The organism is Bacillus sp. V3-13 (genome assembly GCF_002860165.1).
Lineage (GTDB): Bacteria > Bacillota > Bacilli > Bacillales > Cytobacillaceae > Bacillus_BJ.
Map to the genome: position 1 here is coordinate 1 of NZ_PGUZ01000002.1, position 19,035 is coordinate 19,035.

The following is a 19,035-nucleotide window of genomic DNA, read 5'->3' on the forward strand; positions in this document are numbered from 1 at the left end:
TAACACGGTTTCACTATGGCTTTTCTATTTTTATGGTGTTGCATTTGATTTTACAATTAACCTGAAAATCAAATACGTAAATCCCGTAACCTCTCATGCAGTGCTCGCCCCAATCCTAAACGAGCTGAATATAATTATCTCGATGAAGGTTCCAAAATCTTAAAAAAAATCATGTAAATTTTGCATGTAAGGCTTAAACATATTCAAATAGGGTAAACAAAAGGGAACCGCTTAAATCTGGAGCCGGCCCTTTTATGGTTTCATGACGTCGAAATTCAATTCCAATTCTTCTATATTGTTATTCTATAGTTTAGCTTTTGGTAGAGGAGTGACATGATGAAAAAAGACGCCTTAAGTGAAGACTATCAATCCATTCTTGAAAACGAACAAATGTATCGCCAGATTATTGAGTACTCAGTCGAAACAATTATTATCCACGCTGACCATAAAGTTTTGTATATAAACCAATCAGGTGCAAATTTTCTAAGAGCTACTAAAAAAGAACTGATTGGCGCCTGTGTATTGGACATTTTTGAAGAGGGCTCCAAACCTGCAATAAAAGAAAGAATACGGAAGACGATGACAGAAAATCAACCTGGTGAACTGATTGAGCAAACCATTTTCAGGATGGACGGTACACTTGTTGAAGTTGAATTGTACTGTCATCCTGTTTTATTTGGGGATAAAAGGGCAGTACAATCCACTCTTAGAGATATAACAAAACGGAAAGAAGAAGAAAGACAACATAAGAGAGAAATTAATGAAGTATCCGCACCGATCGTACCTGTATTGGATGGCATATTTGTTCTACCTCTTGTTGGTTCTATCGATTCGGATCGAGCCAGACAGCTGCTCGAAGTTCTCCCTGGAAAAATTCAAAAACTCAATGTTACATACTTAATTATTGATTTTTCAGGTATATACAATTTCGATGAACTGGTAACCGATTACCTTCTGAAGATTAGTGCCATCATGGAATTGCTTGGTGTCGAAGCGATTATCACGGGAATAAGGCCGGAGCTTGCCCGGATTGCAGTCCAGCTTGGTGTAAATCTGCCTGGCACCCGCAAAATGGCTTCTGTCCAGCAGGCATTACACTACCTGGGAGTTGGGAAAATCAAGTAAGTTTTTAAAAAGGTCTGCCGGATGTTTTTACGGCTGACCTTTTTTTCACAGACTCAGGCAATCAGACACAATTGTTTAATCATTGAATAGGTTTAATAATGATTAGTAATAAGCCGAATTTTTACACACGGCAGAAGGCTGTTGTATACGCATCCTTCTAACTGGAAATTAAGGAAAAAATCAAAATAGGTAATTAGTCGTTTTATTCTTTTTAAATAGGGTAAAAGTAGCTAAGTAACTAACTAGCTAGATATGGGGGCCATTCATGATACGATTTAAGAATGTATCGAAAAGATACAATGATGGATTTGAAGCATTGAAAAATATTAATTTGGAACTGGAAGCAGGAAAAATACATGTTTTTATCGGGCCAAGCGGCTGCGGAAAGTCAACAACCATGAAATTGATCAATCAGTTGATTACACCATCTGAAGGGAAGGTCTATATCAATCATCAAGATGTCTCAAAGATGAATCCAGTCGTTTTACGCCGGAAAATAGGCTATGTCATTCAAAGCATCGGGTTGTTTCCTCATATGACAATCGCAGATAATGTTGCGGCTGTGCCGAGATTATTAAAATGGGACGAAAATAAAACGCAATCTAAGGTAGATGAGCTACTTTCGATGGTTAATTTAGCCCCGGATATTTACCGCAACCGGAAACCCCGCGAACTTAGCGGCGGGCAGCAGCAGCGGGTTGGTGTGATTCGGGCGCTTGCGGCTGAACCGGACATTATTCTAATGGATGAACCGTTTAGTGCTTTGGATCCGATCAGCAGGGAACAGCTGCAAAACGAGTTACTGAATGTCCAGGAGGACTTGAAAAAGACGATAGTGTTTGTCACCCATGACATGGATGAAGCGATCAAAATCGCTGACAATATTGTTTTGATGAAAGGTGGAGAGGTTGTCCAGGTCGGCACACCGGATTTTATTTTGCGACACCCTGCAAATAACTTTGTAAAAGAGTTTATCGGGAAAAGCCGGTTGAAAGAGCAGATGGAGATACCAACCGTAAACGAAGTGATGGTTAATAACCCGGCAACGGCCTATCCAGAGCGCGGACTGGCAGCGGCTTTAAAAATAATGGAACAACGGAGAGTCGATTCGCTCATTATCGTGGACCATCAAAAAAAACTGTTGGGCTACGCCCCGATTTTAAATGTTCTTGGCCAGTACCGTGACGAAACGAAGACGTTACGGGACGTGATGCAACCCTTCACATATACCGTTGAACCAAACATCCCCTTTACCGTTGCCCTGGATTATATGGGCCAGCATAATCTTCCCTATGTACCTGTAGTGACAGCAGAACAAAAACTTGTTGGGATCATCACCCGTGGCAGCATGGTACGCCTAATGGCAGAAGTATTCCCGATCGATGATGAGGTGATGTAAATGGAACTGGTACACAATTACTTGAGCTTCTTGCAGAAGCGATTCCCGGATATACTGGCCCGATCAGGGGAGCATTTAACGATCGTGGCCCTGGCCGTTCTTTTCGGCTGTCTGGTTGCGATCACGATGGGGATTTTTTTAACCCGCTTTAAAGAGGGACGGCTGACTTCGCTGGTGTTCGGCATCATCAATATTTTTCAGACAGTACCGACGATAGCGCTGCTGGCGATGCTGATCCCACTCTTCGGGATCGGATTAAAGCCGGCTGTTTTTGCTCTATTTCTATATTCGCTCCTCCCTTTGCTTCGCAACACTTATTCAGGTATTAAAGAGGTCGATGAAAGCATTATCGAGTCAGCGCGGGGGATTGGCTTTAGCCAGATGCAGCGATTATGGAAAATCGAATTGCCACTGGCGTTTCCGTTTATCCTTTCCGGCATTCGGCTTACAACCGTCTATATCATCAGCTGGACAACCTTGGCTGCTTTAATTGGAGCCGGGGGATTAGGTGATTTAATTATTGCCGGTATGGCAAATAACGATAACTTTCTTATATTTACAGGAACGGTCAGTGCCATTATTTTAGCGCTGATCGTCGATGCAGTACTCGGCTTCGTCAGCAGAAAAGCAGAGCAAGCGCAGGCCTAAAAAAAGAAAAGAGAAACATAAGGAGACAATATGTTAAAACCGACAAAAATATGGGCTGCAGTGTTAATCCTATCGCTCGGTTTATTATCATCCTGCAGCTCCCAGGAAACGATTCGAATTGGAGCGGCGACATACACCGAAACGAAAATCATGGCAGCCATTTACAAAGAATTGATAGAAGATAGAACAGATATAAGCGTGGATATTATCCCCGATTTACTGTCAAACCCGATGATCCTCAATTCAATGAGCCGGGATGATTTGGATATGGCATTGATGTATTCGGGTGTTATTTTTAATAACTTTTTCCCTGTTGAGCAAACCACCGATCGAGAATCTGTGCTTCAACAGGCACAAGAAGGATTCGACAAATACTATGACTTTACATGGTTTGATCCATTGGGTTGGGAAAATACGTATGCATTGACTGTCAGAGCTGATGTAGCAAAAGAAAAGGGTCTTGAAAACGTTTCAGATTTAAAGGAGTTTCGATCGGATATGGAATTTGGCGTAGATTCATCTTGGATGGAACGAAAGCAGGATGGTTATCCGGCGTTTATTAAACATTATGGATTTGATTTTCAAAATGCGTATGCGATGGATATTAATCTCGTATATGAAGCAGTTGCCAATCAAAGAGTGGATGTCGTTCTTGCCTACTCCACCGACCCGAGATTGATAGAATTCGATTTAAAAACATTAAAAGACGACAAACGTTTTTTTCCTCCTTATGATGCTTCCATGGTCGCCAGAAATGAGGTTTTAGAAAAGCATCCGGAGTTAGAAAAGATCATGAATGAGCTTGTCGGAGAGATAGATGAAGAAACGATCACCCGCCTTAATTATGAAGTAGATATAAAAAACCGCAATGAACGGGAAGTCGCAAGAGAATTTTTAAAAGAAAAAGGCCTCCTAAATAAATAGACGGAGTGGAAAAAATGACATTTTTACAAGAACTATTTACTTACATGGCAGAAAACTTTGACCTCCTGCTTGTTTACACCGGTCAGCATTTGCTGATGGTGGCCATCGGAGTAGCAGCAGCTCTTATTGTTGGAACCTTCCTCGGTATCCTCTGCAGCCGTTATTCAAAGCTTGCTCCAGTTATTTTATCAATTGCCAACATCATTCAAATTATCCCCAGTTTAGCCCTGTTGGCTCTGCTCATGCTGTACTTTGGGCTTGGATTTTATACAGTTGTTGCGGCTCTGTTTCTATATTCGCTCTTGCCTATCATTCGCCATACGTATGTAGGACTCCAGCAGGTGAATTCGTCGATAACAGAAGCCGGGCGCGGCATTGGGATGACATATGTTCAGCTATTGACAAAAGTCCAGCTCCCGCTTGCGATGCCTTTTATGATGGCCGGCTTGCGTATAGCCGCTGTCATCGCGGTCGGCGTAGCAACACTTGCCCCATTCGTGGGAGGAGACGGGTTGGGTCGTGAAATCTTCTCCGGGATCAACTCGCGGAATGATATCCGCATATACGTGGGGGCGATCCCCGCTTGTCTCATCGCGATCCTGGCCGATATCAGTTTAGGCAAATTGGAGAGAAGGATGAAAATATAATTGGCATAGGATGATATTTAGGTTAAGCAGTTACTGATGCATCATGGTTCGGAATTCCCTTTGGATTCTGTGTTATTATGTTCATTCAAATAAGGGTTTTCGGTCGTGGCGAAGTTTACAGATAGAAGGCTTTCTTCCGGCTTAAGGCCATTTAAATCTTTTCGTTCTTGATCACCTGTCTCTTCAACTGCTGAGACGGATACATTTCTTCTTTCTTTTTCCATTAAAGATTCACTTCCTTCTCATTTTAGAGTAGGATTCCCTAAAATGATTTTTTTATCCATAATATGGGCTTACAGCTTCCCAAGTAAATAATTTCGATTCAAATTAGAAATAGGGGATACCGAAGTATTTAATTACTTTGGCATCCTCTTATTTTATGTCGCACCTGTTTATTCCTGTCATGAGGACAACCGGGCGGTGAATATGGTTAGTAAAAATGACATTTTAAAAAGAGGTGTTGATAATTGACTGATCAACGGAAAAAGATGTTTTCACGCTTAAAAGCGTACCGTCCTTTTCATAGCCCATACGATCCTTGCAGACCGATAGGAGTAAAATATTATTCGACTCCCCCAAATCTTTATCTGGGATTCCAGCCCCCTAATCTTCAACAATTCTCGCCACACGAAGCATTAAAAAAGGGAACTTTATGGCCGGTGTTATGGGATTATTACAATAACCCGTATGAAGCAAAAGGGAGGGAGCCGGAGTGAAGCAGTTGCCCCAGGAATATTATCAACATTTGGAAAATATTCAGGCTATTGATTTTGTGCTTGTGGAATTGACACTTTATTTGGATACGCATCCCGAAGATTACCAAGCGATACAGCAGTTCAACCAGTATACGAGATACAGCAAACAGCTGAAGCGGGCATTTGAAGCGAAATTTGGTACCCTTCAACAGTTCGGAAACAGTTATGCGGATGCAAAATGGAGTTGGGGAACAAGCCCTTGGCCATGGCAAGTATAGGACAATGAAGGAGGAGAAGTAATGTGGATTTATGAAAAAAAGCTCCAATATCCGGTAAGGGTCAGCACTTGCAATCCAACGCTTGCCAAGTATTTGATCGAGCAATACGGGGGGGCGGACGGAGAATTAGCAGCGGCTTTACGTTATTTAAATCAACGGTATACGATCCCGGATAAAGTGATCGGCCTGCTGACGGATATTGGGACGGAGGAATTTGCCCATCTTGAGATGATTGCGACGATGGTTTATAAGCTGACAAAAGATGCGACACCTGAACAATTAAGAGACGCCGGATTAGGCGATCATTATGCCAACCATGATGCGGCTTTATTTTATCATAACGCCGCAGGAGTCCCTTTTACAGCTACATATATTCAAGCAAAGGGAGACCCGATCGCGGATCTTTATGAAGATATTGCAGCAGAAGAAAAAGCAAGAGCCACGTATCAGTGGCTCATCGATATGTCAGATGACCCTGACTTGAATGACGGTTTGCGATTTTTAAGGGAACGCGAAGTCGTCCATTCACAGCGCTTCCGTGAAGCGGTTGAACTATTAAAAGATGAACGGGACCGGAAAAAGGTATTTTAAGCTGTAGCAGCACCCACAAAATCCCCTTTATTTCAAGGGGATTTTGTCTTCTTTAAAATAGTATTGGATCATGATCTCTGCTGAAGTTCCCAACTCGATGTTCTAATTCCTCTTTCCATTCATCGGCTTTTATAACCCCTAAGTTGGTTTCATACCACTTCTTTGACTTTTCCATATCCGTAACTGGGATAAAAATGCTGCCGACCTTAAACACCAATACCACTCCTTTCACTTCTTTAGACGATAGCTAAAACCCTTTTAATATATACATTTCCATGATGAAAACATATTTTTTTATGAAAATTTTGAAGGAAAGACTTCATCGGAAAAAGAAATATGTAAGGAAAGGGGGAATACGATGCTTCCATATCCAGCCTATACATCAAGAGAAGAAAAGATAGAAATGATCAGCAGCATAAAAGAAAGATTATTAAGCAAATACGGGGAAGACATACTGGCTATCGGTGTATATGGCTCGATAGGCCAGGAAAAGGACGGACCATATTCGGATATCGAAATGCATGTCATAACAGAAGATGGAATTGACATAAAAGGTCATGAGTTCATTTACGGCGACTTCAAAATAGAAATCGATACTATTCAAAAAAATGAAATGTTTAAAAAAGCGCAACAGGTTGGTGACTCATGGCCAATTAAAGCGGGTTCCTTTATTCATATCCTTACAGTGTATGACCCGCATCACTTATTTGAAGAAATCAAACAACTTCCCTTTCAGGTTTCGAGCTCAGCCATTAAAGAAACAATGCGGGAATTTATGATCTGGGAACCGTATGAAACAATCGGCAAAATACGAAATAATTATCAATCTAAAAACTTTAATTATCTTCCTCTGGCTGCATTAGATTTAGCGTGGCAAACAGCCAAACTGATCGGACTGGCCAATAGGCAATATTACTCTACCAGAGCGCGAACTTTTGAGGAATCAATGAAGCTGAAGTCGAAGCCTTCCGGATATAACGAGCTTGCGCAGGCAATTATGGCAGGAAGGCTGGATGATAAGCAGCATGTGTACCAGCTTTGTGAAAATTTGTGGACTGGTTTAAATAGTTGGTATGACGAACTTGGAATAGATTACATAGTAAAAGAGCTGCCGTTTTGATAAGGGTACTGGGCATTAATATGTAATGAACTGCGGCTCAATGGTTACTCGTTCAGACTTATTTTATTCGAACCAGTTTAAATAGGTTTGTTACCGAATGGCTGTCAACATGATTCATTCTTCCTAACAGAAACCAGGTGTTCGCGCCAGGCATTTATGATACATACACAAATCGGGGGAATGATCAAGCTGAAAAAGCAATAGTATACTGTAAGTGTAAAATAACCGCTTGTGGATGGGGGATACCAGTTTTGCGTAAAATACTTTGGTATACCGTCATATTTGTTGTTTTGGTTTTGATTGTGGCGCTATTTTTTTATGGAAATCCGATGGCGCGGAGAGACAGTATAGCGATTGCGAATGATTATATCAACAGTAAATACCCTGAGTATTCATTCACCGTTTCTGATGTGAGGTACTATCCGGGGGAAGGTACATTTGTGGTTTATGTCGTATCAAAGGACGGGAAAGTGACCGGTAATTTGGATGTTAGTAACAGTAAAGTAGTGCACGAGGAGTTTTCTGCTGATATAAAATAGCTGGGCTCTTATCATATGTATGACTGGGCTCGCTTCAGGAACTGGGAAACATGGAAGAATCCGAACAAAAAGAGCGAAGAGAAGTTTTAGTAAATGGAGAAAGTGAAAAACACAAGTTTGATATTAAGTGAAGTAGTTGAGGACGGAAATCTTAATTGCTATTTAATGTTCTTTCTCTAACTTTACCATAAAGGGAAAATTATATTTCTCTTCGTAATATGCTTTCTACATTAGATTATGGAGACTACATAAACTATCTAAAAGTAGCCTCACCATTTTCTTGTTTAATAAAAGTAGGATAACCCATATTCATAATAAGTATATGAGTCATCCTTTTTACTGGCATCTCTTTACTTTACATATAAGGGGGAATAGTTTTTTTGTAATCTCTGAGAAAAAACTGAAAACTTACGAAATCGCAAGATCTTTTTAAACTTCCAAGACGGACATATCAATGTTATAACCAATTCAACAATAATGTTATTAGTAAACTTTGAAATACCAGTACAACCACCGACTTCCATTTGACTTTATAATTATTTTTTTTCATTAGATAAGTTTGAGCTACAAAGTTTATTAACAATACGATGATTAATACAGCTATAAAACTAAACCAAAAGGGTGATTTTATAACTAACATATGATCCCTCCACCTAGATGTATTTTAACAAAAAAGATGAGCATAAATGCTCACCTATTCTCTAAAAAGAAATCTGGGCCCTTTCAACTCTATAATGCCCACTACCTAATAGTCTAACTGTTAAGTATGTATTGTATTCTACTAAATATTTCAGTGCTTTAAAAGTACCATGACTTTGAACTACCCATACACTAGGGTCTAACTTATCTATCCAAGTTCTGTGAGATTCAGTATACATAGCGCCAGTCATTAAAACATCTGTTGTAGCTCCATTAATTTTTCCTCCACTATATGTAAATTCTCCAGCAAGGATATGTTCAAAATTCCAACCAGCAGTATTTTTAACTGATGCACGATAAAGTTTCCTTGTTGAAGCTGCAGTGGCATAGGTTGATATACTAGTATTTAAATTCGTAGATTTATAGCCAAGAATAGCAGGCACGTTAGTACTCTCAAATCCAAATTCAATAGTATCTTTACCAATTTTTTCTTTAACTACAAAGTCTTCTATACCGTTATCCAAATTTTCGTTAGCCTTAACAACAATTTTATCAAGAGCAGCGTTAATTTCTTCTAGCTCTTGAGCAGTAAGTAATCCTTCCTTCTTATTTTGTGGTTCCTCAACATTTGTGTTTGCTGAAGCAAAAGTAGGAACCAACATAAAAATTGCTAGCAAGAGCACTATAATCTTTTTCATCAATCATCCACCCTTTCTTAGTAGTTTCAACGTAATTATACATAAATGGAATTATACTGTAAATAAAATTCTAAAATTTTCTAAAAATCTCAGCATTATAGATTTTGAGAAAAATAAGCCGCTAAGTGCTAAATCAAGAAGGGAATTTTGAAGATTTAGATACTTATTGAATATGAGCCATCACAATCCGTATTCTTGGCAGCGGCAATTCTAATGTCATATGTGACTGAGTTGAGAATTTTCGACTCTTATTGATAGTGGAACGAACCTCAGTACGTTTAGGTTCGTTTAAGTGTTAACTATGTTAGATATTTCATTGAAATTACTTTCAGCTCACCATACAACTGAATAGTTACTCAACTTTCGGTGCGACCAAGCATAGGTTGTGAAGTTTAGCAGGTGGAAATCCTGCTTGGAAAGGCTAAAGCCAAGCCACCAATAGCGAGTCTTGGACGGCTGAAAGTAATTTCAGACGTTAAGCGTAGACAGCCAGGTAGTAGGCCTGAAAGTGATTGAGCCTCGAAAAGAGTAAACCGGAGAGGTCGACGTTTTCGAAAGTACGGAAGACAACACTTATTCATGCGCTAAAGGCGAGGATGAATGAGCTCTCCCGGGGTCGAAGAGCCAGGCATGCTATACAATGACTTTACAGCAACTTGGGAGACCCTGTCCATTCTTCCATAGGGAGTATGACAAACAACCGATCAAAAGGGAGAAGGTCAAATGATGGACAGGGAGTCGGATCACTGCGTACTACCGATGAAACCGAGTAATGTCGGCAGAGGGAAGGCAGTGACATATCATCGATCTTGTTAAGGACACATTTTCTACACACAGGGGTAGGCGAAAAAATGCAAACAAATCTAGCAAGAATAGCAAAGATTGCAAAAGAAAGCCCACAAGAGCAATTCACATCGCTGTATCACCTTTTGAACGAGGAACTGCTGACACAATGCCATCGGGAACTGGACGGCAGTAAAGCAACAGGTGTCGATTACTCCAAAGTAAAGCAAGTTACTTAAGCGTTTTATCAATAAATACAAGTGTTTCATCAATAATCATGTCTTGATCATAATCAAGAGTAGCGACATGATAGCTGTTTTTTAATTCGATTTTTTCTTTAACCGGGGAGGATACCTGGTCGTAAATGATTTGCGAATTGCCGGGCGGAACGACATGATCCTCCTCCGAAACAAATATCAATACCGGACATGTTATTTGCGAGAGCTTATTTTTTACAATTTCCATCAATTTCACGATTTCCCGGACTGATTTAACCGGAGTCTTTTCATACGCAAGCTCTTTGACGTTTGGATTTTTAATATCCGACCCAATTGCATCCAAAAATCGCACATTTGCATGCTGGACGGCTTCCATATCGGGAATTTCAATCGCTGCATTGATCACAATAATCCCTTTTATGTCAGGGTATTTTTCAGCCAAGTATAAAGTAAGTGTCCCGCCCATTGACAAACCAGTGACAAAAATGGTGTCGCAGTGCTCCTTCAGCCACTGATAGCCTTCTTCGATCGAGCCAATCCAATCCTCATACGTTGTTGTCTCCATTTCTTCATAGTGGGTTCCATGTCCCTTGAGCCTGGGCCCGCAAACTGTGTACCCGGCTTTCGCGTATGCTTCTCCAAGCGGACGCATGCTTTGGGTTGACCCGGTGAATCCATGGGAAATTAAGATGCCGACCTTGTTTCCTTCAAAATAAAAGGGTTCAGCTCCTTCTAAAACCGGATATTTTTCTGCCATCCAACACCCCTCCTAATCGTTTTAAAACAGTCCTACTATTTCTTTCGATAAAGGAAAAAAATAACCTGCTTAAATTTAGGAAGAAGTATACTGAGCAACACAAATATCTACAATTTGAAACTGGCTGACAAGGTCTTTTATGAAATTAAATTGTATTCTCCCTGTCCCCCCTGTTTCCGGTTCTTGGAATCGAAGGCTGATCTCCTTGCGGAGGGACACTTTCTCCCATATAATTATCGCTTACTTGTTCATGCGTAGTAGCCAGTCCAATTGACACTTCATCATTACGATGATAATCTTTTTCCTCATAAAATTTACCTGCGACCTTTAAGCTTTCTTCGTTGTCTTTTTTCACGATATCGTCCTCCTTTGAATGTCTTTAATTATTTTCTACAGGGAGCTCCGGGATGATTCCATCCATTAAATGACAAAGTTAAAGATGGTTTATACACTTTTTACCTATAATCAACGCAGAAGTATTAACGAATAATAAAGAAAACATCACCGAGAAAGGGGTGTGTGCTTTGTTGGAAAAAGACCAAATTGCAGCGTTAAAAGCAGATCTTGAAAAATCGAAGAAAGACATTGAATGGCAATTTAAAGTGAATGACCATTTTAATTTAAAAAGCAACCTCACCCGCGAAACATCGATTGAGCTTTCAGCTTATGATAACCATCCAGGCGATGAAGGAACCGAGCTGTTTGAAAGAGAAAAAGATATTGCTCTCAACCAGCATTTGGAATATGAATTCAGCAATATAAAGAAAGCGATCCAGGCGATAGAAAATGGCACTTATGGATTGTGTGAAGTTTGCGGCAAGGAAATACCGATAGAACGTCTCGAAGCGATTCCACAAACAACCTTTTGCATTGAACACACGCCTGACAGAACCATTTCAGGTGACCGGCCTGTTGAAGAAGAAGTCCTTAGACCTCCATTTGGAAGATTTGACATGGATGAGCGCGAAGAAAATGTCGTTTTCGATACGGAGGATACTTGGCAGGACGTAGCCTCTTTTGGAAATTCTTCATCACCGTCAGACTTTTACGATGTGCCTGAAGACCAGGATTCATTATTCAATGAGCACAATGAAAATATTGGCTATGTTGAAGATTATGAAAACTTTATTGGAAATGATATTGAGGGGAAAAACATCACAGTTTATCCGCATAATAAGCAACATGAAGATTATGAACGACAGCTTGATGAAGAAGGAATCATGACCCAGTTTGGCGACCTCCCGGCATATGAGCATGATCCATATGTCGAAAGGGACGAAGATTGAAGTAAATGATTTGACATAGTATACTCCATTTCATATAATTTAGACATAAATCCGAATATTTTCTCCTAAAGGGGAGTAGCTTTTACAGCAAAGTCGTCATTACGGAGTTTTAAGCTCTCGGCTTTGTTGGCAGCTCAATGTTGTTAGCAAGACCTTTATCTTATGTTTTCATGGGGTAAAGGTCTTTATTTATGGCTTTTACCAATCTGGTAAAAGTCATTTTTTATATTAAAAAGATAAATCAACAATAAGGGGGAACAAAATATGTTTTTTCATCCAATGGATTTTCTGATCCTGATAGCATTTGCTATTTCAGTTTGGGCCCAGTTTAGAGTGAAAGGGAACTTTAATAAATGGTCTGAGGTTGGGACGAGAGCAAATTTAACCGGAGCTGAAGTCGCAAGAAGGATTCTCGACCGGAACGGTCTTTATGATGTGCGGATTGAAGTTGTTCGTGGTACACTTTCCGACCATTATGATCCAATCAGCCGAGTTGTCCGATTGTCCGAGCGCGTCTACTATGGAAACTCAATCGCGTCTGTATCCGTCGCTGCCCATGAAGTGGGACATGCGATTCAACATAAAGAAGCTTATGGAGCGTTAGTCTTGCGCCATCGGATCTTTCCGTTGGTCAATCTGACTTCCGGTGCCGCTCCTTTCTTATTGATAGGCGGATTTTTATTTCAAAACCTATCCTTAATCGGGCTCGGAATTCTCTTTTTCTCTGCCGTTGCAGCCTTCCAGTTAATCACCCTTCCGGTCGAGTTTAACGCGAGCTCACGTGCGAAAACCCTAATGCTCGCCGAAGGAATGATTTATAACGAAGAGGAACACGGTGTGAATAAAGTGTTAAATGCTGCGGCTTTAACATATGTGGCAGCTGCTCTAATTTCACTGTTAGAGTTACTCAAATACGTGATGATTTTCTTCCAGGCACAGCAGGAGGAATAATCAACGTGAATTTGAAGTCCAGCATGTAACGCTGTAATTAAAAATCTATCATTATTACCCCCTTCAGGCATTGTTTATATGCTGCTTGAAGGGGTATTTTATTTTCTAAAACCAAAGGGGGGCGATCTGGTGAGGAAGAATTTAAAGGGTATATTTCTGCTATCAGGTATCTGTCTGCTCCTTTTGCTGTCCGGTTTTGTATGGACCATCCAAAATCCTGATCAGGAATCGAATAAGCAGGCAATAACCGCAGACAAGGACGGTAAGCATATTGTAGCGATTGGAGACTCCTTGACAAGAGGATACGGCGATTCCAACGGAAAGGGTTACCCGGGCTACTTGGTAGAACATCTCCAAAAGAAATCAAAAGATAAGATCACATTGCAAAATCTGGGGGTTAGTCGCTCGCGCACTGATCAATGGCTGGATCTAATCAAGCAAGAAAAGGTACAAAGGCAGGTAGAGCAAGCGGATCTGCTCCTTATGACGATTGGGGCAAACGATTTGTTCCAGGAAGGGGAGACGTTAAAGAACCTGAATTCGCAGAACATGGATCAGTTAAGGAAGCAATATCTCGCTAATTTAAAGAAAATCATAACAGAGCTTAGAACTGTAAATGGCAAAGCGACGATTTTTTTTATTGGCTTGTATAATCCGTTGATCGAAACGAACAAGTCTGATTTGGTAACGCAAATAGTCAGGCAATGGAATTACGAAACAAGCCTGTTGTTGGATCAATATCATAATACTGTTTTTGTTCCGGCTTTCGATTTGTTCCAGTTAAATGCAAATGACTATTTGTATAAAGATAAGTTTCACCCGAATACAAGGGGCTATAAATTAATTGCAGAACGTGTGACCTCACTGATACGAAAGGAAGGTTGATGATAAGTTAATAAGCTGCGAAAATAAGAAGTCATTTAAGGGAACAGACTGTAAAACAGCCTGCTTATTAAAACAACTATATATGGATGATCAAATTTAAACGTGCACCGGACGCTTTACATTCCATGCACGTTTTTTTTATTAAAATAAAAAAGCCCTGCCGATTAGCTTTGGAAGTTTACGTGTTATTCGTTTGTCTGGTTTAAAATCCATAAAAAAATGCATACTACAAAAAAGCGAATTTGAAATCTGGAAAAATGCTGATATTAATCTTTCAGGTGAGGACGTAACTATGTTCTGGAAAAAGAAGAAACATCATGGAAATAACGACAAAAAAGGACCTCCATACAACCAGGATGCAAAGGTGACATTGGAAGCATTAAAACAAATGACTTCCAATATGGCTGATGCAGAAAACGTGCAACTCCAAACTGCAAATGCTCAAAAGGTTGAAACAGTATACATAAGGACGTTAATCGACCAGGAGCGCTTTAATGAATCGGTTGTTCAGCCTCTGAAGAGCTGTACCAGTGGATCGGTTGACCAGTGTATCTCAGCAGCAAAGGCAACAAAACTTAATACTTTGGATGAAGCGGCATCGCAGCTCATGGCGGGGAGCGTTTTGCTCCATGATCCTAAACAGAAACAGTGGTTGGCTGTCAAACTGAAAAATCCATTGGGGCGTGCGATTGAAAGTTCAGAAACGGAAACGATATTATATGGACCGAAAGACAGCTTCAGTGAACAATTGGAGCAAAATATTACCTTGATCCGGAGACGCCTGCCTTTAACTACACTGAAGACTGAAAAATTTATCGTCGGCAGCCGCAGCAAAACGACTGTTGTCATTATGTATTTAGAAGGCATCATCAATCCGAAAGTTCTTTCTATTGCCCGGGAAAAAGTCACAAACGTTGATTACGACCTTATTCTTGAATCGTCAAACCTGGCCGTTTTTATGGAAGATAATGAACATTCGGTATTTCCGCAGTTTCAGCAAACTGACCGGCCGGATATGTGTGCTTATTCATTGGGCATAGGCAAATTGGTTTTCTTGATTGGCAATACACCGTTTGCCCTGATTGCCCCCATTACAATTTTTCATCTGTTCCAGTCTCCGGAGGATTATGTTCATAGATGGATCGTCGCCAGTTTTTTGCGGTTGGTCCGCTATGTAAGTTTTTTCCTTTCGATTACACTGATCCCGGTGTATGTAGCATTAAACACTCACCATTATCAGATGATTCCGCTGCAAATTCTTTTTGTGTTAATGGAATCGAGAAGCAAATTGCCGTTTTCGCCTTTTTGGGAAGCGGCTCTGATGCTGCTTACTCTCGAAATTATTAAAGAAGCAAGCCTGCGAATGCCGACAAAAACAGGCCAGACATTAGGTGTCATTGGCGGAATTGTGATCGGGCAGGCGGCAGTAGAAGCGGGTTTCGCCAGTAAAGTATTGATTGTATTAGTCGGAATATCCGCGATTGCTTCGTTTTTAGTTCCGAACTATCTTGTCAGTAAAGCAAATACAATTATCCAATTCATCTTTCTGTTCTTTTCGTATTTATTTGGGATTTTGGGGATTGCACTCGGACTAGTCTGCCTGCTTGCCCATTTAAATGCACTGACATCCCTAAAACAGCCGTATTTCGCACCGGTGGCTCCATTTTTTCTCGAGGATTGGAAAGACTTCCTCATTCGTGCCCCGTTAACCTGGTTCAAAACTCGGCCGGAACATTTACGGCCTGTCCAGAAATGGCGTTACCGCCGAAGGAGATGATCAAGCGTGTCAACACTTTTGTATTCTGATAGAACAGCCACTTTTGGCACCAATTGGATTTTACCGGTAGTGAACCGCTTGCAAATGCTCTATTTTGTTTTAATCCTGCCCAGCAATCTGGTTAATTCTTATATGATCTGGGTAATCGCGGCGATTGGGGTTTTAGCACAGCTGAACCTTGTCATATTGTCCAGATGGCTGGCTTCTGATGTTGCAGCAAAAGGATTTCAAGGGTTTGTGCAGCTGTTTGGTGAACGGAAAATACGCGTGTTTGCATTCATAGGATTATTTTTGATTTTGCTTAAAATCATTGTTCTGACGATTGGCTACGTAGAGATTGTCCAACAATTTATTTTTCCGTCCGTTAAGAAAAATTGGCTTATTTTTATCATTTTTTTAACGGGCTGTTATGTAGCCTCCAAGGGGATGGAGAAGACGATCCGCTTTGGGATTGTTGTATTTATCTGTACGTTCTGGCTCATTTTTGCGTATATTCCCTTTTTCTTTGAACCAAATACAGCGCTCCATAATCTCTATCCTTTGATTCCAACAGATTCGCCAATTAAACCTTTGCAGGGCATATTAATGGTTTGGTCATGTTTGTCAGGTCCGGAATTTTTAGTTTGCCTGGTCCCCTGGTTAACGCCCGGCCAAAAAGTGCTGAAATATTTAACAGCAGCCAATATGATTACGATTGTTGAATATTTATTATTGTTCATCGCAAGCTCACTATTTTTCGGCACAAATTATTTGGGCCATGCCGAGTTTCCGGTTGTCAATCTGTTCCGCTACTTACAATGGCCCGTTTTTGAACGAATGGATGTCATTTTGATTGCGGTACATATTTTTTATTTTGTTTTTGCAATTTCTCTGTTTTTATTATGCTGTTACGGGGCTGTCCGGATTATGATCGGAAGAACTGATCAACCGACGACAAGAAAGGGATTTATATCTTGCTGTATCATGATTTTGATAGCTGTGCTGACGATCAATACCTGGTTTTGGGAATCTCAAAATGGATTAAATATTTGGCAAACTCTTCAGGTTTTACTCGGTGCATTTACATTCTTGTTAATTCCGACATTCCTTCTCGTTGCTACAAAAGTAAAAGGGAGCCGTGCCTGAAGATGGGATTTTTCAAAAAAACACTATTCATATTCCCGCTTTTATGCGTTGGGATGATTGCGGGGTGCTCTCTAATTGTGGAAGACAATATAGTCGAGGAAATCGCACCTGTGACCTTTTTATCGATGACGAAGGGAGAGCAAGGAAAACTGAAGTTCAGTACATTGGTGCCGCCTGTAACCAAAGAAGAGAAGCACCTGTTATCTCTTGAAATCGATTTATTGAAACAAGGAAGAAAAAATTTTAATTCAAGATATTATCGTGAATTAAAGCTTGGCCAGCTGCGCGCGTTATTTTTCAGCCAGGAACTGGCCGAACAGGAAGTCCTGCCTATTATCAATACGATCCTTGCTGACCCGGATGTGTCACCGCGCCTGTATTTAGTGATTGTTAAAGGCAATTTTGATGAGTATTTAAAAAGTCAGATAAAAAAGCAGAAGGACCTTGATTATCTTCTTTATCGAATGTTAAAAAGATATGAAAGAGATAATCAAGGCGAATTCACGATTGTAAATGTTCATCAATTTTTGAAGGAAGCCAGCTCTCCGTTTGTTGATCCGGTGCTGCCGGTCTTTAAGGCAGACAAAAAAGATTTAAAATATGAGGGAACCGGTTTTTTCCGGAATGACAAATTGGCTGGAATGGCTACATCAGAGGAAGAAGAGATTTTTCAACTGCTCGATGAAGATCGCTATATAAATGATCTGCCGATCTTACCTTTATCCGTTTCATTAGGGCACGTGCGCTCCCAAATTGATGTCCAATTCAGTAAAGATCATTCTTCAATGGATCTTATCGTTGATTTAAGGGGGAGAATAGATGAATATCGCGGCAGAAAAAACATACATAACGATTCCGATTTTAAAGAGCTAAACCGCGAGATTGAAAAATACCTCGAGAAAAACACAAAGGAATTAATAAAAAAAATGCAAGCGCTAAAGGTGGATCCTCTTGGAGTAGGAACCTATTTATTGAAACCGTTCGACAAGCCAATGCCGGAAAAGGAATGGCTGGATCGTTGGGAAAAGATGAATATTGACGTACGTTACCATCTTTATATTGAACCCTTGACGATATAAGCTCATATAATTGCTTGTCATGAGCTGTTAAAGTAAAAGTACCAATAACCGCTGTTGGTGGCTATTGGTACTTTGGAGTAAAATCCAACAACCTAGGAAATGAAAGCTTTATCGAGGTTAAAAACCTTTCGCAACGCTACGTCAACACCATGGTTGTCGTTATCTCCGGTTACCCAATCAGCGCTCTCTTTCACACAGTCGGGGGAATTTTCCATCGCAATCCCGACACCGGCTGCTGCCAGCATTTCGATGTCATTTGTTCCATTGCCTATTGCGACAACCTCATTCGCAGCAATTCCCAATCGATTAATCAACGGAACAATCCCCGTCCATTTCGATCCTTGCGGAAAAACCTCCAAACGATCTCCTTCGTCAAAGCTGGCGGCCCCGTCTATTTCCTTTTGAAAAGCAGCACGCTGAACGGGATCTGTATAAAGAACCAACCGGTGGGCATCGTGATTTGTATCCGCGATACCGGCGATCTCCGATTCAGGCAGCATATATTCTATTCCAAGCGGGGCATGATTCGAGCGGGAGGAACGATAACTAAAATGAATATAAACACCGTTTAAATCGTTTGTTTTCCTGCACAAATCATATGCCAGCCGGGCAGGAATTTTCACATCGTGAATGACATCGTTCCCGGAAACGACGTATCCGCCGTTGTACACTACATACATCGAGATGCCCAATCTTTCACCATGAATGATTGCACCATCCAGAGATCTGCCTGTCGCCAGGGCAACTAAAACGCCTCTTTGCTGAAGCTCCTGAATAGTTTTGATCAGATTTATATCCAGTTGATCTTTAGAATTTAAGATCGTTCCGTCAATATCCAGAAAAACAATCCGGTACATAAAAAATCCCCCCT

23 protein-coding genes are annotated in these 19,035 nt (G+C 40.6%); 17 read left to right on the forward strand and 6 right to left on the reverse strand.

Going from position 1 to position 19,035, the window contains the following annotated elements; genetic code table 11:
- Window positions 1-336 precede the first annotated feature (336 nt).
- The 5 genes from CU633_RS00410 to CU633_RS00430 all read left to right on the forward strand — a co-directional run bounded on the left by CU633_RS00410 (window position 337) and on the right by CU633_RS00430 (window position 4,743).
- Complete coding sequence (locus CU633_RS00410; protein WP_101657756.1) at window positions 337-1,125, forward strand: PAS domain S-box protein; 789 nt, start codon at window positions 337-339, stop codon at window positions 1,123-1,125.
- 265 nt (window positions 1,126-1,390) lie between these two features.
- Window positions 1,391-2,524 carry an ABC transporter ATP-binding protein gene (locus CU633_RS00415; RefSeq protein WP_101657757.1) on the forward strand — a complete coding sequence of 378 codons (1,134 nt, stop codon included), beginning with the start codon at window positions 1,391-1,393 and terminating at the stop codon, window positions 2,522-2,524.
- The gene (locus tag CU633_RS00420) at window positions 2,525-3,172 is read left to right on the forward strand and encodes an ABC transporter permease (RefSeq protein WP_101657758.1); all 648 of its coding nucleotides are present in this window, start codon (window positions 2,525-2,527) and stop codon (window positions 3,170-3,172) included.
- Window positions 3,173-3,202: 30 nt separating this feature from the next.
- Window positions 3,203-4,096: a glycine betaine ABC transporter substrate-binding protein gene (locus tag CU633_RS00425; protein ID WP_101657759.1), complete on the forward strand. Its 894-nt coding sequence runs from the start codon at window positions 3,203-3,205 to the stop codon at window positions 4,094-4,096.
- Window positions 4,097-4,110: 14 nt separating this feature from the next.
- Window positions 4,111-4,743: an ABC transporter permease gene (locus CU633_RS00430; protein ID WP_101657760.1), complete on the forward strand. Its 633-nt coding sequence runs from the start codon at window positions 4,111-4,113 to the stop codon at window positions 4,741-4,743.
- Window positions 4,744-4,784: 41 nt separating this feature from the next.
- On the opposite strand, the gene CU633_RS00435 is transcribed toward CU633_RS00430, so the two are convergent.
- A complete protein-coding gene (locus CU633_RS00435; RefSeq protein ID WP_101657761.1) occupies window positions 4,785-4,967 on the reverse strand; it encodes a hypothetical protein in 183 nt (60 codons plus the stop codon).
- Window positions 4,968-5,231: 264 nt separating this feature from the next.
- Between CU633_RS00435 and CU633_RS00440 the strand changes: the two genes are divergently transcribed.
- The 3 genes from CU633_RS00440 to cotJC are packed head-to-tail and all read left to right on the forward strand — an operon-like array spanning window position 5,232 to window position 6,307.
- Entirely contained in the window at window positions 5,232-5,459 is a 228-nt protein-coding gene (locus CU633_RS00440; RefSeq protein ID WP_101657913.1) for a spore coat associated protein CotJA, read from the forward strand.
- A complete protein-coding gene (locus CU633_RS00445; RefSeq protein ID WP_101657762.1) occupies window positions 5,456-5,716 on the forward strand; it encodes a spore coat protein CotJB in 261 nt (86 codons plus the stop codon). Before CU633_RS00440 ends, CU633_RS00445 begins: the two co-directional genes overlap by 4 nt.
- Before the next feature lie 21 nt (window positions 5,717-5,737).
- Window positions 5,738-6,307 (forward strand): spore coat protein CotJC, encoded by a 570-nt coding sequence (cotJC, locus tag CU633_RS00450; protein WP_101657763.1) that lies wholly within the window; start codon window positions 5,738-5,740, stop codon window positions 6,305-6,307.
- A gap of 52 nt (window positions 6,308-6,359) precedes the next feature.
- Here the strand turns inward: cotJC and CU633_RS00455 are convergent, their stop codons facing one another.
- A complete protein-coding gene (locus CU633_RS00455) occupies window positions 6,360-6,521 on the reverse strand; it encodes a VOC family protein (protein ID WP_257958344.1) in 162 nt (53 codons plus the stop codon).
- 144 nt (window positions 6,522-6,665) lie between these two features.
- Between CU633_RS00455 and CU633_RS00460 the strand changes: the two genes are divergently transcribed.
- Window positions 6,666-7,427 carry a kanamycin nucleotidyltransferase C-terminal domain-containing protein gene (locus CU633_RS00460; RefSeq protein ID WP_101657764.1) on the forward strand — a complete coding sequence of 254 codons (762 nt, stop codon included), beginning with the start codon at window positions 6,666-6,668 and terminating at the stop codon, window positions 7,425-7,427.
- Window positions 7,428-7,678: 251 nt separating this feature from the next.
- On the forward strand, window positions 7,679-7,966 hold the full coding sequence (locus CU633_RS00465; protein ID WP_101657765.1) for a YfjL-like protein: 288 nt from the start codon (window positions 7,679-7,681) through the stop codon (window positions 7,964-7,966).
- 701 nt (window positions 7,967-8,667) lie between these two features.
- Here CU633_RS00465 and CU633_RS00475 read toward each other — a convergent pair.
- The gene (locus tag CU633_RS00475) at window positions 8,668-9,303 is read right to left on the reverse strand and encodes a hypothetical protein (protein ID WP_101657767.1); all 636 of its coding nucleotides are present in this window, start codon (window positions 9,301-9,303) and stop codon (window positions 8,668-8,670) included.
- 851 nt (window positions 9,304-10,154) lie between these two features.
- Between CU633_RS00475 and CU633_RS00480 the strand changes: the two genes are divergently transcribed.
- Window positions 10,155-10,325, forward strand: coding sequence for a hypothetical protein (locus CU633_RS00480; RefSeq protein WP_219620939.1), 171 nt, complete (start codon window positions 10,155-10,157; stop codon window positions 10,323-10,325).
- On the opposite strand, the gene CU633_RS00485 is transcribed toward CU633_RS00480, so the two are convergent.
- Together CU633_RS00485 and CU633_RS00490 are read right to left on the reverse strand one after the other, a co-directional pair.
- On the reverse strand, window positions 10,318-11,061 hold the full coding sequence (locus CU633_RS00485; RefSeq protein ID WP_101657768.1) for an alpha/beta hydrolase: 744 nt from the start codon (window positions 11,059-11,061) through the stop codon (window positions 10,318-10,320). The genes CU633_RS00480 and CU633_RS00485 overlap by 8 nt on opposite strands.
- 145 nt (window positions 11,062-11,206) lie before the next feature.
- A complete protein-coding gene (locus CU633_RS00490) occupies window positions 11,207-11,416 on the reverse strand; it encodes a YozQ family protein (RefSeq protein WP_101657769.1) in 210 nt (69 codons plus the stop codon).
- Window positions 11,417-11,585: 169 nt separating this feature from the next.
- Between CU633_RS00490 and CU633_RS00495 the strand changes: the two genes are divergently transcribed.
- The 6 genes from CU633_RS00495 (at window position 11,586) to CU633_RS00520 (ending at window position 18,164) form a co-directional block, all read left to right on the forward strand.
- Complete coding sequence (locus CU633_RS00495) at window positions 11,586-12,347, forward strand: TraR/DksA C4-type zinc finger protein (protein WP_101657770.1); 762 nt, start codon at window positions 11,586-11,588, stop codon at window positions 12,345-12,347.
- A gap of 264 nt (window positions 12,348-12,611) precedes the next feature.
- On the forward strand, window positions 12,612-13,298 hold the full coding sequence (locus CU633_RS00500) for a zinc metallopeptidase (RefSeq protein WP_101657771.1): 687 nt from the start codon (window positions 12,612-12,614) through the stop codon (window positions 13,296-13,298).
- Between the two features lie 129 nt (window positions 13,299-13,427).
- The gene (locus CU633_RS00505; protein ID WP_180954809.1) at window positions 13,428-14,183 is read left to right on the forward strand and encodes a GDSL-type esterase/lipase family protein; all 756 of its coding nucleotides are present in this window, start codon (window positions 13,428-13,430) and stop codon (window positions 14,181-14,183) included.
- A gap of 292 nt (window positions 14,184-14,475) precedes the next feature.
- Entirely contained in the window at window positions 14,476-15,960 is a 1,485-nt protein-coding gene (locus tag CU633_RS00510) for a spore germination protein (RefSeq protein WP_101657773.1), read from the forward strand.
- Window positions 15,961-15,966: 6 nt separating this feature from the next.
- Entirely contained in the window at window positions 15,967-17,085 is a 1,119-nt protein-coding gene (locus CU633_RS00515; protein WP_257958347.1) for a GerAB/ArcD/ProY family transporter, read from the forward strand.
- Window positions 17,086-17,087: 2 nt separating this feature from the next.
- Window positions 17,088-18,164, forward strand: coding sequence for a Ger(x)C family spore germination protein (locus tag CU633_RS00520; RefSeq protein ID WP_101657774.1), 1,077 nt, complete (start codon window positions 17,088-17,090; stop codon window positions 18,162-18,164).
- A 92-nt stretch (window positions 18,165-18,256) separates the two neighbouring features.
- Here CU633_RS00520 and CU633_RS00525 read toward each other — a convergent pair whose 3' ends face one another.
- Complete coding sequence (locus tag CU633_RS00525; protein WP_101657775.1) at window positions 18,257-19,021, reverse strand: HAD family hydrolase; 765 nt, start codon at window positions 19,019-19,021, stop codon at window positions 18,257-18,259.
- Window positions 19,022-19,035: the final 14 nt, after the last annotated feature.

What these genes read in the sequence shown, in the direction of transcription:
- CU633_RS00520 (WP_101657774.1), top strand. Translation starts at nt 17,088, where the DNA reads ATGGGATTTTTCAAAAAAACACTATTCATATTCCCGCTTTTATGCGTT.
- CU633_RS00475 (WP_101657767.1), bottom strand. Translation starts at nt 9,303, where the DNA reads ATGAAAAAGATTATAGTGCTCTTGCTAGCAATTTTTATGTTGGTTCCT.
- CU633_RS00500 (WP_101657771.1), top strand. Translation starts at nt 12,612, where the DNA reads ATGTTTTTTCATCCAATGGATTTTCTGATCCTGATAGCATTTGCTATT.
- CU633_RS00440 (WP_101657913.1), top strand. Translation starts at nt 5,232, where the DNA reads ATGTTTTCACGCTTAAAAGCGTACCGTCCTTTTCATAGCCCATACGAT.
- CU633_RS00525 (WP_101657775.1), bottom strand. Translation starts at nt 19,021, where the DNA reads ATGTACCGGATTGTTTTTCTGGATATTGACGGAACGATCTTAAATTCT.
- CU633_RS00485 (WP_101657768.1), bottom strand. Translation starts at nt 11,061, where the DNA reads ATGGCAGAAAAATATCCGGTTTTAGAAGGAGCTGAACCCTTTTATTTT.
- CU633_RS00510 (WP_101657773.1), top strand. Translation starts at nt 14,476, where the DNA reads ATGTTCTGGAAAAAGAAGAAACATCATGGAAATAACGACAAAAAAGGA.
- CU633_RS00420 (WP_101657758.1), top strand. Translation starts at nt 2,525, where the DNA reads ATGGAACTGGTACACAATTACTTGAGCTTCTTGCAGAAGCGATTCCCG.
- CU633_RS00480 (WP_219620939.1), top strand. Translation starts at nt 10,155, where the DNA reads ATGCAAACAAATCTAGCAAGAATAGCAAAGATTGCAAAAGAAAGCCCA.
- CU633_RS00425 (WP_101657759.1), top strand. Translation starts at nt 3,203, where the DNA reads ATGTTAAAACCGACAAAAATATGGGCTGCAGTGTTAATCCTATCGCTC.
- CU633_RS00435 (WP_101657761.1), bottom strand. Translation starts at nt 4,967, where the DNA reads ATGGAAAAAGAAAGAAGAAATGTATCCGTCTCAGCAGTTGAAGAGACA.
- CU633_RS00460 (WP_101657764.1), top strand. Translation starts at nt 6,666, where the DNA reads ATGCTTCCATATCCAGCCTATACATCAAGAGAAGAAAAGATAGAAATG.
- cotJC (WP_101657763.1), top strand. Translation starts at nt 5,738, where the DNA reads ATGTGGATTTATGAAAAAAAGCTCCAATATCCGGTAAGGGTCAGCACT.
- CU633_RS00410 (WP_101657756.1), top strand. Translation starts at nt 337, where the DNA reads ATGAAAAAAGACGCCTTAAGTGAAGACTATCAATCCATTCTTGAAAAC.
- CU633_RS00415 (WP_101657757.1), top strand. Translation starts at nt 1,391, where the DNA reads ATGATACGATTTAAGAATGTATCGAAAAGATACAATGATGGATTTGAA.
- CU633_RS00430 (WP_101657760.1), top strand. Translation starts at nt 4,111, where the DNA reads ATGACATTTTTACAAGAACTATTTACTTACATGGCAGAAAACTTTGAC.